Genomic DNA, 17,318 nt, shown 5'->3' with positions numbered 1-17,318 from the left:
AGGTTATTGGCCGACCTTGAAGCTGTATTCACCGTTGCTCTTGTGGGTGTCGACCGAGACCGCGTTCCACACCACTTTGTAGGTGCCGGCTGCCAGAGGAGCGGCGGGCGTCACCACCAGGGTTTTCTTGTCGGCATCCGGCGTTGCCAGGCCCTTGATTGCGATTTCGGTGCCGTCCTTGCTCAGGGAAACCTTGGAAAAGGTCGCCTCCACGCCTTCGCTGAAGGTCAGGCGCACATCGTTCGGTGCCGCGACGCTGCTGTCTGCCGCAGGCGTCGCGCTCTTGAGGTGAGCATGGGCAAACGCCGCCGAGGCGCCCAGCAGCGAGGCCAGCAGAGCGACGGTGGTCAGGGTTTTCTTGATCAACATTGAGCAATACCAATCAAAGGATAGGACGGGCAGTGTACGAAGTTTCGGCTCCTCCTGTCGCCCCGATCTAGAGCGGGTGGTAGTCTTTCCGTTATGTCTTTGTCAGGGAGCCCTTATGGGCAAGCACAAGATCGGAATTCGTCGGGTCAACGTCGAAAAAATCCTGCTGGCGGCGGAAAAAATCTTCGCCGAGAAGGGCTATGGCAGCACCGCCATGGCCGATATTGCCGCCGAAGTGCAACTGCCGCGTTCCAACCTGCATTACTACTTCACCACCAAGAGCGAGCTGTACAGCGCGGTGCTGTTCGATCTGTTGGAAGTGTGGAAGCAGGATGCCCTGAGCTTCGAAACCTTCGATGACCCGCGAGTGGTGCTCAGCAGCTACATCCGCGCCAAGATGCAACGCTCGCGCACGCGGCCGTATGGGTCGAAAGTCTGGGCCAACGAAATCATCCACGGCGCGCCGACGCTCGGTGAGGCGCTGGATGAAAGCCTGTACGACTGGGCCAAGATGAAGGAAGCGAAGATTCGCCAATGGGTGGAAGACAAACGCATCCTGCCGGTCGAGCCGGCGAGCCTGCTGTATATGATCTGGGCCTCGACCCAGCACTACGCCGACTTTGATCATCAGGTGAAGATTCTGAACGATCACCAGCCGTTGTCGGATATGCAGTTCGAGAGGGCGATTCAGACGGTGACCAGTGTGATTTTGCGCGGGATTGGGTTGGAGCCTTGAGGCTTGAGGCTTGTGGTGAGGCTGAGGGCCTCATCGGGGGCAAGCCCCCTCCCACATTGACTGCATTTGTCTGAAAGAATGCGGTCAACTGTTTGAGCCTTGAGGCTTGTGGTGAGGCTGAGGGCCTCATCGGGGGCAAGCCCCCTCCCACATTGACTGCATTTTGTCTGAAAGAATGCGGTCAACTGTTTGAGCCTTGAGTTTTGTGGTGAGGCTTAGGGCCTCGTCGGGGGCAAGCCCCCTCCCACAATGAACTGCATTTTGTCTGAAAGAATGCGGTCAACTGTTTGAGCCTTGAGTTTTGTGGTGAGGCTGAGGGCCTCATCGGGGGCAAGCCCCCTCTCACAATGAACTGCATTTTGTCTGAAAGAATGCGGTCAACTGTGGGAGGGGGCTTGCCCCCGATAGCGCTCTACAGGACTACACCGCTTCCCGGTACGGATTACGCGGATCCTGGGTCCAGTTCAAGAATGGCTTGCCGGTGTCCACCGGCACCATCTCGATGCAATCGGCCACCGGGCAGGTGATCTGGCACAGGTTGCAGCCCACGCATTCGTCATCGATCACTTCGTACTTATGCGTACCGTCCGCCTGTTTCAAACTGGCGATGGCCTGGTGCGACGTATCTTCGCAGGCAATGTGGCAACGCCCGCAGCCGATGCAGGCGGCCTGATCGATCTTGGCGATCACCTGGTAGTTGATATCCAGGTACTTCCAGTCCGTAGTATTGCCCACGGCGTGCCCGGAAAAATCCTGCAGACTGGTGTAGCCCTGACTGTCCATCCAGCGCGACAGGCCGTCCTTCATTTCTTCGACGATGCGAAAGCCATGCAGCATCGCCGCCGTACACACCTGCACGGCGCCGCAGCCGAGGGCGACGAATTCCGCCGCATCGCGCCAGTTGCCGATGCCGCCAATGCCGCAGATCGGCAGGCCGTGGGTCTGCGGGTCGCGGGCGATTTCGGCGACCATGTTCAGCGCGATCGGCTTGACCGCCGAACCGCAGTAACCGCCGTGGGTGCTCTGGGTGCCGACCGTCGGCAGGGCGACCATGCGCTCCAGGTCCACGCTGGTGATGGAGTTGATGGTGTTGATCAGCGACACCGCGTCCGCACCGCCGCGATACGCCGCACGCGCCGCCACCCGGATGTCGGTGATATTCGGCGTGAGCTTGACGATCACCGGCAGCGAACAGTACGTCTTGCACCAGCGCGTCACCTGTTCCACATACTCCGGTACCTGGCCGACCGCCGCGCCCATGCCGCGCTCGGGCATGCCATGGGGGCAGCCGAAGTTCAGCTCGATGCCGTCGCAGCCGGTGGCTTCTACCAGCGGCAGGATGTTTTTCCAGGACTCTTCGACACACGGCACCATCAGCGACACGATCAGCGCGCGGTCCGGCCAGTCCTTTTTGACCTGGGTGATTTCGCGCAGGTTGATCTCCAAAGAGCGGTCGGTGATCAGCTCGATATTGTTGATGCCCAGCACTTCGCGGTTGGCGCCGTAATGCGCCGAGTAACGCGACGACACGTTGACCGCCGCCGGGTCTTCCCCGAGGGTTTTCCAGACCACGCCGCCCCAGCCTGCTTCAAAGGCGCGGACCACGTTGTAGGCTTTGTCGGTGGGTGGCGCGGAGGCCAGCCAGAACGGGTTGGGGGCTTTGATACCGGCGAAGACAATCGAGAGATCGGCCATTACGCAGCCTCCACGTTGAGCATGAGTTGGGCGTGCATGGCTTCTGCCGCCAGCTTGCCGTGTTGCACCGCCTGTACGGTGAGGTCCTGGCCGAGGCTGACGCAGTCGCCGCCGGCATACACGCCGGGGATGCTGGTGCGCAGGTGTTCGTCGACGAAGATGCGTTCGCCGACCCGCTGCAGTTGCTGGGCCAGCGGGTCGTGCAGTGCGGCGTTGTCGAAACCTTGGCCGATGGCCTTGAAGATCGCATCGGCGGCCAGTTCGAAGGTTTCGCCGGTGGGTTGCAGGCGCCCGTTGTCCAGGTGCGTGCGGGCGAAACGCATGCCGCGCACATGGCCTTGCTCGTCCAGCAGCACTTCCTCCGGCTGGGCCCAGGTCAGCAGGCGAACCTGATTGGCCTTGGCGATGTCCTGCTCATGGCTGGTGGCGCCCATGTCCGCCAGGCCCCGGCGGTACACCAGGTTGACGTCGCGGGCGCCGAGGCGGGCCATTTGCACGGCCATGTCGATGGCGGTGTTGCCGGCACCGAGCACGATGCAGCGGTCGGCCAGGGGCAATTGGGTGAGGTCGTCGGCCTGGCGCAGTTCGCGGATGTATTCGGTGGCGGCGAGCAGGCCGGGGGCGTCCTCATGGGGCAGGCCGAGTTGCTTGCTGGCGGCCAGGCCGAGGCCGAGGAACACCGCATCGAAGTGCTGGTGCAGTTCGCTCAACGACAGGTTGTCGCCCAGGCGCTGGCCGTGACGGATCTCGATGCCGCCGATCTGCAGCAGGAACTCCAGCTCCTTCTGCGCGAAGTCATCCACCAGTTTGTACTTGGCGATCCCGTATTCATTCAGGCCGCCGGCTTTTTCCCGGGCTTCGAAGATCACCACATCGTGGCCGTGCAACGCGGCGCGATGGGCGCAGGCCAGGCCGGCCGGTCCGGCGCCGACCACGGCGATGCGCTTGCCGGTGGTGACGGCGCGCTGGAACGGGTGTTCGCTGAAGTGCGCGTTGTCGATGGCGTAGCGTTGCAACAGGCCGATCAGCACCGGCGCGCATTCTTCGCCGTGGTTACGCACGCAGGCTTGCTGGCACAGGATCTCGGTGGGGCAGACCCGGGCGCAGCTGCCGCCGAGGATATTGGCCGAGAGAATCTTCTGCGCGGCGCCTTGCACGTTGTCGGTGTGGAGATTGCGGATGAACGACGGGATGTCGATTTCGCTGGGGCACGCATTCACGCACGGCGCGTCGTAGCAATACAGGCAGCGCGAGGCTTCCAGTTGCGCCTGGCGAGCGTTGAGGGGCGGTGCCAGGTCGGTGAAATGGCTGGCGAGGGTCGCCCCGTCTTCATGGGGATGGGGGAGGTGGGTCAGGGTCTGGATCACGGTGTGGGCCTCACGGTTTTTTTCGGATTGCCTCTGGCGGGCATTTTTGTTGCCTGGGCTGACCTCATCGGGGGCAAGCCCCCTCCCACAGTGATCGCATTGTGTCTGAAAGCATGCGGTCAATTGTGGGAGGGGGCTTGCCCCCGATAGCGGTCTCAGCGGTTCACCGCAACCGGCTTGGAACGCTCAGCCCGCTTGCTCAACTGCTCGAACACCGACGGATACGCCGGCCGTTCCACATACCGCCCGGCACCGCGTTCGGCGCGCAGGTCGCCGTCGGCCCAGACCAGCTTGCCCTGGCTGATGGTGTGGCTCGGCACGCCGCGCACGGTCTTGCCTTCGAAGATGTTGAAGTCGACGTTCTGGTGGTGGGTCTTGGCGGAAATCGTGCGCGTGCCCTCGGGGTCCCACAGCACCAGGTCGGCATCGGCACCGACGCGGATTGCGCCTTTGCGCGGGTAGAGGTTGAAGATCTTCGCGGTGTTGGTGGAGGTCAGCGCGACGAACGCCTGCATCGACAAGCGCCCGGTGTTGACCCCTTCATCCCACAACAGCGCCATGCGGTCTTCGATACCGGCGGTGCCGTTGGGGATCTTGCTGAAATCGTCACGCCCGGCGGCTTTCTGCTCGGCGCAGAAGCAGCAGTGGTCGGTGGCGGTGGTGTGCAGGTTGCCGGATTGCAGGCCATGCCACAGCGCCTCTTGATGCCCGCGCGGGCGGAACGGCGGGCTCATCACGTAGCCGGCGGCGGTCTGCCAGTCGGGGTGGCGGTAGACGCTGTCGTCCAGCAGCAAGTGCCCGGCGAGCACCTCGCCGTACACCGCCTGGCCTTTGCCGCGCGCATAGGTGATTTCATCCAGCGCCTCTTTGGTCGAGACGTGTACCAGGTACAACGGCGTGCCGATGGTCTCGGCGATACGGATCGCGCGGCTGGCCGCTTCGCCCTCGACCTGGGACGGACGCGACAGCGGGTGCGCTTCCGGCCCGGTGATGCCCTGGGCCATCAGTTTGCGTTGCAGGTGATACACCAACTCGCCGTTTTCCGCATGCACGGTGGGTACCGCGCCCAGCTCCAGGCAGCGTTCGAAGCTGGCCACCAGGGTATCGTCGGCTGCCATGATCGCGTTCTTGTAGGCCATGAAATGCTTGAAGCTGTTGACGCCGTGATGGCTGACCAGCTCGGCCATTTCCTCGCGCACTTGCTCGCTCCACCAGGTGATCGCCACGTGAAAGCCATAGTCGGCCGCCGACTTCTGCGCCCAGCCGCGCCATTGGTGAAAGGCTTCGAGCAAGGATTGCTGCGGGTTGGGAATCACAAAGTCGATGATCGAGGTGGTGCCCCCCGCCAGACCCGCCGCCGTGCCGCTGAAAAAATCCTCACTGGCCACGGTGCCCATGAAGGGCAGTTGCATATGGGTGTGCGGGTCGATGCCGCCGGGCATCAAATATTGGCCGCTGCCATCGAGTACTTCGGTGCCAGCGGGAATATCCAGGCCCGTGCCAATTGCGCGAATCAGACCGTCTGCGCATAAAACATCGGCGCGGTAACTTTCGTCGTGGGTAATGATGGTGGCGCCACGGATCAACAGCGACATGTCGAGTTCCTCACAGGCTTGACCGGCTGGTGCCAGTTCTAAGTGTTGTAGTTGTTTTCAGCACAGGCTTGGTAAAAACCTGTCATCGGTGACAGGAATAGAAACTAGCCGGTGTTTTTAGAATGAGCAAGAAGATTTTTCCTACACTTAGTTGTTGTTTAACATGTTGAAATATAAGGATAAAAAATAAAAATCACCAAAATGTGGCGACTGATCACCATTTTGACGCACTTGACAGGTTCCAAATATGAACAACATTTCTTATTGCAAATCAGGCGCTTGAGACATGCCGCTTGACGGCGGCGGTAAATAAAAATAATTGTGTTGCACCAGATTGAGTCCTGAACGTTCGGACAACTTGCGCGTTATCCAGCCTGCGTCACGCGGCAAGTACCGAAGGACTCATCGGCGTTTGAAATAAAGCTGATAAACATCAGCGAGTTATATATGCGGTGCAGGGTCAGGGCGGGTTGTCGGCACGTTTATTGAGTGCAGTGGCGGCTGGCCGGACCCTTGATGTCATGTTGTTTACGAGGTACTCCGGCCACCTGCACCGACCTTGCAGGTGAGCAACAATAATTCGAAAAAACCGTGGAGCGGCCATGCAACAGAACAGATCGCAAGTTATTGAACGCAACGGCCTGTACGAACTCGACGCCGGCCCCGACGTCCTCGACAGCCCTCGCTACAACCACGACATGGCACCGACCAAGGTGCATGAACGCACGTGGAACAAGTGGCACATCACCGCGCTGTGGGTCGGCATGTCGATCTGCGTGCCCACCTACACGCTGGGCGGGGTGCTCACTGCGTACTTCGGTTTGTCGGTGGGCGAGGCGCTGATGGCGATCCTCCTGGCCAATATCGTGGTGCTGATCCCGCTGACCCTCAACGCCTTCCCCGGTACCAAGTACGGCATTCCGTTCCCGGTGTTGCTGCGTTCGTCGTTCGGCATCCTCGGTTCCAACGTGCCGTGCCTGATCCGAGCGCTGGTGGCGTGCGGCTGGTTCGGCATCCAGACCATGTTCGGTGGGCTGGCGATTCACCTGTTCCTGGGCTCGATTTTCGAGGGGTGGAAGGCCTTGGGCGGCACCGGTGAGGTGATCGGCTTCATGATCTTCTGGACCCTCAACCTGTGGGTGGTGCTGCGCGGCGCCGAGTCGATCAAGCGCCTGGAAACCCTGTCGGCACCGCTGCTGGTGGCGGTGGGCATTGGCCTGCTGGTGTGGGCGATGCCGAACGTATCCCTCAGCGAGTTGATGGCGATCCCACCCAAACGCCCCGAAGGTGCAAGCCTGACCGGTTACTTCATGGCCGGCCTGACCGCGATGGTGGGGTTCTGGGCCACCTTGTCGCTGAATATTCCCGACTTCAGCCGCTACGCCAAGAGCCAGAAGGACCAGATCCTCGGGCAGATTTTCGGCCTGCCGCTGACCATGTTCCTGTTCGCCGCCCTCGGTGTGATCATGACCGCCGCGTCGGTGAAACTGGTGGGCGTCAGCGTGTCCGACCCGGTGACGCTGATCGGGCATATCCAGAGCCCGGTGTGGGTCGCCGTGGCCATGGCATTGATCATCGTCGCCACCTTGTCCACCAACACGGCGGCGAACATCGTGTCGCCCACCAACGACTTCCAGAACATCGCGCCCAAGCTGATCAACCGCACTTCGGCAGTGATTCTCACCGGCCTGGTGGGGTTGGTGTTGATGGGCCACGAGCTGCTGAAGAAGCTCGGGCTGATCGTTTCCGATGTGAGCCTGGAGACGGTGTATTCCAACTGGTTGCTCGGCTATTCCAGCCTGCTGGGGCCGATCGCCGGGATCATGGTGGTGGACTACTTCATCACGCGCAAACAGCGCCTGGACCTCGCCGGTTTGTACCGTGACGACGTGTACCCGGCGTGGAACTGGAGCGGGTTTGTCGCGTTTGGCGTGCCGGTGGTGCTGACCTTGCTGTCATTGGGCAGCGACGTGTTCAGCTGGTTCTACAGCTATGGCTGGTTTACCGGTTCGGCGTTGGGCGGCGTGTTGTATTACGGGCTGAATGCCAGGCGTGGCCTGACGCCGATGCCGGCCAAATCCCTGCTGTAACGCGATGGCATGCAGTCAAACAGGTGGTCATTCCACCACTGCATGGGTGACTGACCCACTGCAATCGGGAGCAAGCCCCCTCCCACATTTGAACTGCATTCCATTCATAACATGTAGCCTGAGGAGATCCCCATGAACGCTGCCCTGGACGTTCTGCAATCGACCCATCAGCACATCAACCGCGACCGTTTGTGGCAGTCGTTGATGGAGCTGGCCAAGCTCGGCGCCACCGCCAAGGGCGGCGTGTGCCGCCTGGCCCTCACCGATCTCGACCGCCAGGCCCGCGACCTGTTCGTGCAATGGTGCGAAGAGGCCGGGTGCAGCGTGACCGTCGACGGTATCGGCAACATCTTCGCCCGTCGCCCCGGGCGTAACCCCGACCTGCCGCCAGTGATGACGGGCAGCCATATCGACACCCAGCCCACCGGTGGCAAGTTCGATGGCTGCTTCGGCGTGCTGGCCGGTGTGGAAGTGTTGCGCACCCTCAACGACCTCAAGGTGCAAACCGAGGCGCCGCTGGAAGTGGTGGTGTGGACCAACGAAGAGGGCTCGCGCTTCCCGCCGTGCATGATGGGATCGGGGGTGTTTGCCGAGAAATTCAGCCTGGCCGACACCCTCGCCAAGGTCGATGCGCAGGGTATCAGCGTCGGCGCGGCACTGAATGCGATCGGCTATGCGGGGACGCGGCCGGAGAGTGGGCACAAAGTCGGCGCCTATTTCGAGGCACATATCGAACAGGGGCCGATTCTTGAGGATGAAAAGAAAACCATCGGCGTGGTGCTCGGTGCCCTCGGGCAAAAGTGGTTCGACTTGACCCTGCGCGGCGTTGAAGCCCACGCGGGGCCGACGCCGATGCACCTGCGCAAGGATGCCCTGGTCGGCGCAGCCGCCGTGGTCGCGGCGGTGAATGCGGCGGCATTGGGGCATCAGCCGCATGCGTGTGGCACTGTCGGTTGCTTGCAGGCTTATCCGGGCTCACGCAACGTCATCCCGGGTGAGGTGCGTATGACCCTGGACTTCCGCCACCTGGAACCGGCGCGCTTGGATTCGATGATCGCCCAGGTACGCCAGGTGATCGACGAGACCTGCGCCAAGCATGGGTTGAGTTTTGAAATGACACCCACCGCCGACTTCCCGCCGCTGTATTTCGACAAGGGTTGCGTCGACGCAGTGCGCGATGCGGCGAATGGGTTGGGGTTGTCGAACATGGACATCGTCAGCGGGGCAGGGCACGACGCGATCTTCGTCGCCGAACTCGGCCCGGCGGGGATGATCTTCGTGCCATGCGAAGGCGGCATCAGCCACAACGAAATCGAAAACGCCGCGCCGGATGACCTGGCGGCGGGGTGTGCGGTGTTGTTGCGGGCGATGGTGGCCGCCTCGGCCGCCATTGCCAGCGGCAAACGCGCGGCCTGAAACGCGGTAAAACCTGTGGGAGGGGGCTTGCTCGCGATGGCGGTGGGTCAGTTACAGATAAGCTGGCTGAACCACTGCTATCGGGAGCAAGCTCCCTCCCACATGGGTTTTGCGGTGTTCATACATTGTGTGTCTGGCGCAGGATCAGTGTGGGAGGGAGCTTGCTCCCGATAGCGGTCTTTCAGCCGATGCCCATGTGATTGACCCACCGCCATCGGGAGCAAGCTCCCTCCCACATGGGTTTTGCGGTGTTCATACATTGTGTGTCTGGCGCAGGATCAGTGTGGGAGGGAGCTTGCTCCCGATAGCAGTGGTTCAGCCGATACACATGTGATTGACCCACCGCCATCGCGAGCAAGCCCCCCCTCCCACAGTTGAACTGTGTCTATACCCAAATGGCATCCCACAACGGGTAGTCGCCAATCCGGCTAACCAATCCCGCCCGCAATGGATTGGCCACCACATACCTGGCCATTTTCACCAGGTCGTCTTCCTTGCGCAGCGCCCGGTCATGGAAACTTTCCTGCCAAAGCCGCCCCTTGCGTTCGCTCGCACCGTTGACGCTCCGTGTGCTTTTGGACTTCACCTGGCGCATCAGGTCAGCCAGCGAGCCTTTTTTCAGTTCGAGCAGCCAATGGAAATGGTCCGGCATGATCACCCATGCCAGGGAGTTCGCCAGCCCTTGGTACTGAGCTAATCGAAACTGCCAGACCACCAAGCGACCGAGATGGAAATTCTTGAATATCGGGATGCGTTCGTGGGTGTTGGTGGTGATGAGGTAGATACGGTTGGGTTCGCTGAATCGACCGATACGCAGGCGGTGTGAAGCGGGTAAGTCGGGCATTCCCTGGCCTCTCTCTGGGTGTGTTTTGAGAGGCTAGATGGGTGAACTGCAGGTTGAAGGGCAGGCTTTTGGCAGGATGTGTCTGTACGCACGCTATCGGGGGCAAGCCCCCTCCCACATGGGCTCTGCGGTGTTCATGCATTGTGTGTCTGGCGCCGGACCAGTGTGGGATGGGCTTGAATCCTCCCACATGGGCTCTGCGGTGTTCATACATTGTGTGTCTGGCGCCGGACCAATGTGGGAGGGGGCTTGCCCCCGATGAGGCCGGAACTGACGCCGCCGCTATCACAGCAATACCGCGTACCGACACGCCAATGACAGTGATTACACAGCAGTGACCGTGTTTCTCAACAGTCGGCCGGAAGACTGAATGTGTGCTGGATCAGTCGGTGATGTTTGGCTGATCCAGCCTCATCAAAGGCAAACCAGCTCCCACCTTTGAGCTGGTTTGCACAAAAAAAGCGTCAGGCGCCAGGTTGCCAGCCGCCGCCCAGCGCGGTGACCAGCCCCACACTCGCCTGCAACTGCCGTGTCTGCACCGCCTGCAAGGTCCGCTGTGCCTGTAACGCCGCTGTCTGCGCGGTCACTACATCCAGATAGCTCACCGCGCCGGCCTGGTAGCTGTTCATCGCCAACGCTTGCGTATGCTGCGCCGCATCTGCCGCGGCTTGTTCATCCTGTGCCTCCTGCTGCAAATCCCTTAGCTGTGCCAGGTTGTCTTCGACCTCGCGCACGGCTTTCAGTACCTGGCTGCGGTACTGTGCCGAGGCTTGTTCGAACTCGGCCTTGGCCTGGCGTTCGTTGGCGCTCAAGCGACCGCCATCGAAGATCGGCAAGTTCATCAGCGGCCCCAGCGCCCAATACCGATTGCCCGCCGACAGTAAATTCCCCACGCCTTGGGTCTGCCCGCCAATCAGCCCGGTCAGACTGAAATCCGGGTACCACGCGGCCTTGGCCACGCCGATATTTGCGTTGGCCGCAAACACTCGGCGCTCGGCCGCCGCAATGTCCGGGCGACGTTGCAGCAGGTGGCTCGGCAGTTGCGACGGAATCCCCGGCAGGGCGATCAGTTGTTGGCTCGCCGGCAGTGTGAAGTCGCTGGCCGCCACGCCGACCAGTTCACCGATGGCATGCTCGGTGAGGTTGCGTTGCCCGCGCACTTCATCCAGTTGCGCCTTGGCTTGGGCGAGCTGGTTTTGCGCGCGGGTCAGGTCCAGTTCCGAAGCAATCTGGCCCTCGTAGCGGCTGCGGGTCAGTTGCAGGGCCTGGCTGAAATCCTCCAGCGAGCTGTTGAGAATCCGACTTTGCGCATCCAGCCCATTGAGCTGCACGTACAAGGTCGCCAACTGATGCTGCAAGCTCAAACGCGCCACCGCCAGATCGTCGCCCGACGCTTGCGCCTGCGCATCACCCGCCGCCACCTGGTTGCGGATTTTGCCCCACAGGTCCAAGTCGTAGCTCAACGAAAACCCCGCCGTGTTGCTGTTGTAAACCGACGGCTGCGTGGTGCCGCGCAGCGGACGCGAGTCGGATTGGCGCTGACGCAGCGGTTGTGCGCTGGCGGTGATCTGCGGGAACAGCCCGGCATGCAATTGGCTGGCATACGCCTGGGATGCATCGAAGTGCGCCAGCGCTGCCGCCAGGTCCGGGTTGGCTTTGAGCAATTGCTGTTGCAACTGATCCAGGCGCGGTTCGCGGTAGAGCGTCCACCACTGCGGCGCCAGTTGGTCGGACGGCTGCGCGCTGTGCCAGGGGCCATCGCTGGTCTGTTCGCGATAGTTGGCCGGCAGGTCGATCGCCGGCACGTTGTAGGTCGGTGCCAGCGAGCAACCTTGCAACGCCAGCAGCATCACCGCGGCAAGCGGTTTAAGCCTTGGGCGCATGGGCACCTCCGGAGGCGTCGGCCAGTTGCACGGGGTCGCCTTCGCGCAGGGCGTCGGGCGGGTTGTCGACCACGCGGTCGGCGGGTTTCAGGCCCTGGTCGATCACCAGGCGTTCACCCAGGTCCAGGCCGATATGGATGGCCTGCAGGTGTATGTGGTTTTGCGCATCCAGCACCGCGACCTGGGTGCCTTGGGCACGGAAGATCAGCGCGCTGGCCGGGATGCTCACGCCATGGGTGTCTGCCGGAATCGGCAGGGTCGCTTCGGCGTAATCGCCTGGCAGCAACTCGCCGTTGGGGTTGTCGGCGACAAACTGCGCGAGCAGGGTGCCGGAGCGGCGGTCGATGGCGGTGGAGTCGCCGATCAGGTGCGCCTTGAAGTGTTCGCCGGGGTGCTCGGGAACACTCAGCTCGGCTTCAAGCCCGGGGTGGATGACGGCCGCGTAGTTCTGCGGCACCGGTACGTAGAGGCGCAACTGGTGGGTGTCGGCGATGTTGAACAGCTCCGGGTCGCTGTCGGTATCGGCCTTGATCAACTGGCCGATGTCGGTGTTGCGCGCAGTGATGGTGCCAGCGAACGGCGCGCGGATAGTCTTGTAGCTTTCCAGCGCCGACAAGCGTGCGTAATCGGCAGCGGCGGCTTCGGCGTTGGCTTTGGCCGCTGCGGCGTTGGAGGTTTTTTCATCGGCCTCCTGGCGCGACACCGAATGGCTGGCCAGCAGGTTCTGCCAACGCGTCGCGGTGGTGGCGGCCAGCCGCGCATTGGCCTGTTGCTGCACCAGGCGCGCATGGGTCTGCGCCAGTTGTTGATCGAGATCGGGGCTGTCGATTTCGGCGAGGATTTGCCCGGCTTTGACCTGGCTGCCGATGTCGACTTTCCAGTCCTTCAAGTAGCCGCTGACCCGCGCATGGATCGGCGCCTTGCTCCAGGCTTCAAGGTGAGCGGGCAGGCGCAGGGTGTCACCGGCTACGTTCTGCTGCGGCTGGAACACCATCACCTGCGGCACGGCGGCGGTTTCGGTCCAGGCGGTGACGGAGCGCTCGTGCATTGTGCGGGCGTACAGGCCGTTGGCGACCAGCAGGGCGGCCAGGGTCAGGCCGCCGACACCCATGAGCATCAGACGCTTGCGCGAGGGTTTGTGATCAGACGACATGGGGCGTTTCTCCAACAGTTGCGCGAGTAGGCTGACGACCGTGGACCAGGCTGAAGACCACGGGAACAAATAACAGGGTGGCGGTGGTGGCGAGGATCAGGCCACCGATCACGGCGCGGCCGAGCGGCGCGTTCTGCTCCTCGGACAAGGCCAGCGGCAGCATGCCGATGATCATCGCGAGGGCGGTCATGCACACCGGACGAAAGCGCGTGTAGCCGGCTTCCAGTGCGGCCTTGAGCGCATCGCCATGTTCGGCCAGGCGTTCCCGGCAGAAGCTCACCACCAGGATCGAGTTGGCGGTGGCCACGCCCATGCACAGGATGGCCCCGGTCAACGCCGGCACCGACAACGACGTGCCGCTGAGGAACAGCATCCACACGATCCCCGCCAATGCCGCCGGCAGCGCGGTGATGATCACGAACGGGTCGACCCATGACTGGAAGTTGACCACGATCAGCAGGTAGATCAGCACCACCGCGCCGAGCAGGCCGACGCTCAAACCGCTGAAGGCTTCATGCAGCGCATCGATCTGCCCGTGCAGGCTGATCGTCGCGCCTTTGGGGCGCATGGACGCGGTGTCGTCCAGCACTTTTTGCACGTCGCGGGCCACGCCACCGAGGTCGCGGCCTTGCACGTTGGCGTAGAGGTCCAGGGTCGGTTCGATGTTGTAGTGGGTCACCACCGCCGGGCTTTGCACGCGGGAGATGCTGGCCACACCGCCGAGGATTTGCGATTGACCATCGGCACCGGTCACCGGCAGCGCTTCCAGCGCCGGCAGGCTGTCGAGGCGGTATTGCGGGGTGGCGGCGACGATGGAATAGGACACGCCGTTGGCCGGGTTGAGCCAGAAGGTCGGTGCGGTTTGCGAGCTGCCGGCCAGCGACGCGACCATGCTGTTGGTCACATCGCGCTCGGTGATGCCCAGGCCGTTGGCGCGCAGGCGGTCGACATTCACTTGCAGCGACGGGTAGCCGGTGGACTGCTGGATGCGCAGGTCGGCGATGCCCGGTACGTGTTGCAGACGGCGTTCCAGTTCCACGGCGTAGGCGCGGTTTTCGGCATCGCTGCGCCCGGAGATTTTCACGTCCAGTGGCGCCGGCGCGCCGAAGTTGAGGATCTGGCTGCTGATGTCCGCTGGCAGGAACGCAAAGTGGCTGCCAGGGAAACTTTGCGGCAGCGCCTCACGCAGTTTTTTCACGTAGTCGGCGGTGGGCGCGTGGTGTTGTTTCAGGCTGACCTGGATATCGCCGTCCTGCGGGCCGATGGTGCCGCTGCTGCTGTAGGCCATGTCGATGCCGCTCAGCGGAATGCCGATATTGTCGACGATGGTGTCGAGTTCGTCGGCCGGGATCACTTCGCGTATCCGCGCCTCGATCCGGTCGAACGCCGCAGCGCTTTCCTCGATCCGCGTACCCAGCGGCAAACGCACATGCAGCGCCAGCGCCCCGGCGTCGGTGGCCGGGAAGAAATCCTGGCCCAGGCTGGGCAGCAGCAAAAACGAGGCGAGCACACAGGCTAAAAAGCCGACGATGAAGCGCTTGCGATTGCCCAGGGCCAACGTCAGCAGGCCATGGTAGGTGTCGCGGATGTTCGAGAAGTGCCGCTCGAAACCCTGCTGGAAATTCAGCACCGACTGCAGCACGGCATTGCGTGGTTTGGTGTGCTGCTCGCCTTCGTGGTGGTTGATGAACGCATCTTCCGGGTGGTGGCCGGTGCCGGGTTCCGGCGTGTGCGGCTTGAGCAGGTACATCGCCAATGTCGGCACCAGGGTGCGCGAGAGGATGAACGAGCTGGCCATGGCGAAGATCACCGCCAGGGCCATCGGCCGGAACAGGTACCCGGCGATGCCTTGCAGCAAGAACATCGGCACGAACACGATGCAGATGCACAGCAGCGAGACGAACGCCGGGCCGACGATCTGCGCGGCGCCGTCGAGGATCGCAGCCTTCACCGTCTTGCCCTGTTCCAGGTGCCAGTTGATGTTTTCGATGGTCACCGTGGCGTCGTCCACCAGAATCCCCACCGCCAACGCCAGCCCGCCGAGGGTCATCACGTTGAGGGTTTGCCCGCTGACCGCCAGCAGCGCGATGGCCGACAGCACCGCCAGGGGGATCGAAGCGGCGATGATCAGCGTCGAGCGCCAGCTGCCGAGGAACAGCAGGATCATCGCGCTGGTCAGCAGCGCGGCGATGATGCCTTCCTGGGCCACGCTGCCCACCGATTGTTTGACGAACACCGACGCATCGCCGAGCAATGAGGTCTTCAGCGACGGCGGCAGGGTTTCGTTGATGCGCGGCAGCATCTGGCGGATGCCGTCGATGATCGACAGGGTGGAGATGCTGCCGTTTTTCAACGCTGGCATCAGCACCGCGCGATGGCCGTCGACGCGCACGATGTTGGTCTGCGGTGGCGAACCGTCACGCACGTGGGCCACCTGGCCGATGGTGATCAGCGCACCGTCGACGGTCTTGATCGGCAGGTCGTTGAGTTCATCGATGGCCTTGGGGCTGTTGTTGAGCAGGATCGTGTATTCGTTGGGGCCGAGCTTGGCGGTGCCCACCGGGATGATCTGGTTTTGCAACGCCAGGGCATTGCCCACGTCCTGCGCCGACAAGCCTTTGGCGGCCAGCGCCTGCGGGTCGAGGTCGAGGGTGATCTGCCGCTGCTTGCCACCCATGGGCGTGGGCATGGCCAGGCCGGGCAGGGCGCTGAGGGGCAGGCGGATATTGTTCTGCACCAGGTCGCGGATCTTGGCTTCCGACAGTGTCGGGCTGGAGAACGCCATTTGCAGGATCGGCACCGTCGATGCGCTGTAATTGAGGATCAGCGGCGGCGTGATGCCGGGGGGCATTTGCTTGAGCACGGTTTGTGACACCGCTGTCACCTGGGCGTTGGCGGTGCGGATGTCGACGCCGGGCTGGAAGAAGATCTTGACGATGCCCATGCCCGGCAGGGATTGCGATTCGATGTGTTCGATGTCGTTGACGGTGGTACTCAGGGAGCGTTCGTAGGTGTAGATCACCCGCCCGGCCATGGCGTCCGGCGACAGGCCGTTGTACTGCCAGACCACTGCAACGACGGGGATGCCGATATCGGGGAATACATCAGTGGGGGTTCGCAGGGCCGCCATCGGCCCGATGATGCAGATGAATATGGCCAACACGATAAACGTGTACGGCTTTTGCAGTGCGGTCTTTACCAGCCCGAGCATGCGTGAACCTCCGAGGGAGCAGGATTGCAAACCCCGGCAGTCTTGCCCGACCCACCTAACACGCACCTTTCAGCCAGGTGAAGGAAGATTTAGGTATGGGCTGAAGATCGTTTCATGTGTATTCATTTGTTCTACAAAGGGCGGCTCTCCAAGCTTGTGACCCATCGGATGCGATGCGTCTTTTAACTGAAATTCTTTGGAGTTCTGCCATGTCACTCAAACCGTTATTGCTGATTCCCGCCTTGAGCGCTGTGTTGTTACTGTCGGCCTGCGCCGGCCCGATGCCCAAAGCCGACCCCAGCGAAGCCTGGATCGGATTGAAAGAAGAAGCGCCGAATGACCTGATGGCCGAGCGCGTCGACGGCAAACGCGTGGATGACGGGCGCTTTTTCGAAGTGCCGCCGGGAGCCCATCGTTTGGATGTGACGTTGTTCGAGGAAGAGCCGGGCGACGATAACCAGCAGGACTGCCAGGGTCGCGTGGAGTACAAAGACTTCAAGGCGGGTGAGCACTACACCCTGATCGAATCCAGCCTGGGCACCACCGTGCGCGCATCGCTCCTGGATGGTCACGGTAAGGAAGTCGCGGCAACGCAGGACTTCAATTGCATGCCTGGCTAGGCGTGATGCACCGCCGTCTTGTGCGGCTTGGCGGATGCAGCCGCTTTGACGTGGGGGTGATGGTGCCGACGGGTAATGCGCAACACCCCCCACAACATGGCGGCGGCCACTGCGAGCCAACCGCAGATCAACAGGAAAATCGTCGTTGCAAGGCTCATTCTGGCCTCCTTTCGCCCAGCAGGGCGCACACACAGTCTTCTCAATGGACAGTCTAGTCAGACGACGGTTGCCTGCTATTGACCAATGGTCGTGTCGATCCAACTTCTTTGCTCTATCCCGGGCGTTTTACTGCGGTTCAAGGCTATACCCGAGCGGAAGAGCGTCCTATGATCAGGGCCC

General features: G+C 62.2%; 13 protein-coding genes. 4 read left to right on the top strand and 9 right to left on the bottom strand.

All coding sequences use genetic code 11. The features are described from left to right. Positions 1–3: 3 nt before the first annotated feature. Positions 4–369, bottom strand: a complete 366-nt coding sequence (copC, locus tag ACP7E3_RS06575; RefSeq protein ID WP_017847464.1) for a copper homeostasis periplasmic binding protein CopC — start codon at positions 367–369, stop codon at positions 4–6. A 115-nt stretch (positions 370–484) separates the two neighbouring features. Here copC and ACP7E3_RS06570 point away from each other — a divergent pair, with 115 nt between their 5' ends. Further along, complete coding sequence (locus tag ACP7E3_RS06570) at positions 485–1,105, top strand: TetR/AcrR family transcriptional regulator (protein ID WP_017847463.1); 621 nt, start codon at positions 485–487, stop codon at positions 1,103–1,105. 420 nt (positions 1,106–1,525) lie between these two features. Here ACP7E3_RS06570 and preA read toward each other — a convergent pair whose 3' ends face one another. The 3 genes from preA to hydA all read right to left on the bottom strand — a co-directional run bounded on the left by preA (position 1,526) and on the right by hydA (position 5,762). Further along, positions 1,526–2,800 carry an NAD-dependent dihydropyrimidine dehydrogenase subunit PreA gene (preA, locus tag ACP7E3_RS06565; RefSeq protein ID WP_046382827.1) on the bottom strand — a complete coding sequence of 425 codons (1,275 nt, stop codon included), beginning with the start codon at positions 2,798–2,800 and terminating at the stop codon, positions 1,526–1,528. Next, the gene (locus tag ACP7E3_RS06560; protein ID WP_426122617.1) at positions 2,800–4,167 is read right to left on the bottom strand and encodes an NAD(P)-dependent oxidoreductase; all 1,368 of its coding nucleotides are present in this window, start codon (positions 4,165–4,167) and stop codon (positions 2,800–2,802) included. The genes preA and ACP7E3_RS06560 overlap by 1 nt, the downstream gene beginning before the upstream one ends. Before the next feature lie 155 nt (positions 4,168–4,322). Then, positions 4,323–5,762, bottom strand: a complete 1,440-nt coding sequence (gene hydA / locus ACP7E3_RS06555; RefSeq protein ID WP_046382829.1) for a dihydropyrimidinase — start codon at positions 5,760–5,762, stop codon at positions 4,323–4,325. A gap of 602 nt (positions 5,763–6,364) precedes the next feature. Here hydA and ACP7E3_RS06550 point away from each other — a divergent pair. Next, positions 6,365–7,852 (top strand): NCS1 family nucleobase:cation symporter-1, encoded by a 1,488-nt coding sequence (locus tag ACP7E3_RS06550; RefSeq protein WP_046485631.1) that lies wholly within the window; start codon positions 6,365–6,367, stop codon positions 7,850–7,852. A gap of 132 nt (positions 7,853–7,984) precedes the next feature. Beyond that, complete coding sequence (locus tag ACP7E3_RS06545) at positions 7,985–9,268, top strand: Zn-dependent hydrolase (protein ID WP_046382831.1); 1,284 nt, start codon at positions 7,985–7,987, stop codon at positions 9,266–9,268. 385 nt (positions 9,269–9,653) lie between these two features. Here ACP7E3_RS06545 and ACP7E3_RS06540 read toward each other — a convergent pair whose 3' ends face one another. From ACP7E3_RS06540 to ACP7E3_RS06525, 4 genes are all read right to left on the bottom strand, one after another. Further along, a complete protein-coding gene (locus ACP7E3_RS06540) occupies positions 9,654–10,112 on the bottom strand; it encodes an REP-associated tyrosine transposase (protein WP_057004476.1) in 459 nt (152 codons plus the stop codon). Positions 10,113–10,576: 464 nt separating this feature from the next. Further along, a complete protein-coding gene (locus tag ACP7E3_RS06535) occupies positions 10,577–11,995 on the bottom strand; it encodes an efflux transporter outer membrane subunit (RefSeq protein WP_046382833.1) in 1,419 nt (472 codons plus the stop codon). Continuing rightward, positions 11,979–13,148 (bottom strand): efflux RND transporter periplasmic adaptor subunit, encoded by a 1,170-nt coding sequence (locus tag ACP7E3_RS06530; protein ID WP_046382834.1) that lies wholly within the window; start codon positions 13,146–13,148, stop codon positions 11,979–11,981. Before ACP7E3_RS06530 ends, ACP7E3_RS06535 begins: the two co-directional genes overlap by 17 nt. Continuing rightward, positions 13,138–16,359 (bottom strand): efflux RND transporter permease subunit, encoded by a 3,222-nt coding sequence (locus ACP7E3_RS06525; protein ID WP_046382835.1) that lies wholly within the window; start codon positions 16,357–16,359, stop codon positions 13,138–13,140. The genes ACP7E3_RS06530 and ACP7E3_RS06525 overlap by 11 nt, the downstream gene beginning before the upstream one ends. A gap of 209 nt (positions 16,360–16,568) precedes the next feature. Between ACP7E3_RS06525 and ACP7E3_RS06520 the strand changes: the two genes are divergently transcribed. Further along, positions 16,569–16,979 carry a hypothetical protein gene (locus ACP7E3_RS06520; RefSeq protein WP_046382836.1) on the top strand — a complete coding sequence of 137 codons (411 nt, stop codon included), beginning with the start codon at positions 16,569–16,571 and terminating at the stop codon, positions 16,977–16,979. Here the strand turns inward: ACP7E3_RS06520 and ACP7E3_RS06515 are convergent. Then, entirely contained in the window at positions 16,976–17,137 is a 162-nt protein-coding gene (locus ACP7E3_RS06515) for a hypothetical protein (protein WP_164887010.1), read from the bottom strand. The two genes, ACP7E3_RS06520 and ACP7E3_RS06515, sit on opposite strands and share 4 nt — an antisense overlap. Positions 17,138–17,318: the final 181 nt, after the last annotated feature.

It is taken from the genome of Pseudomonas sp. PSPC2-3 (genome assembly GCF_049898265.1).
Taxonomy (GTDB): domain Bacteria; phylum Pseudomonadota; class Gammaproteobacteria; order Pseudomonadales; family Pseudomonadaceae; genus Aquipseudomonas; species Aquipseudomonas veronii.
The sequence above is the reverse complement of the archived record's forward strand: the minus strand, read 5'-3'. Positions and strand labels throughout refer to the sequence as shown.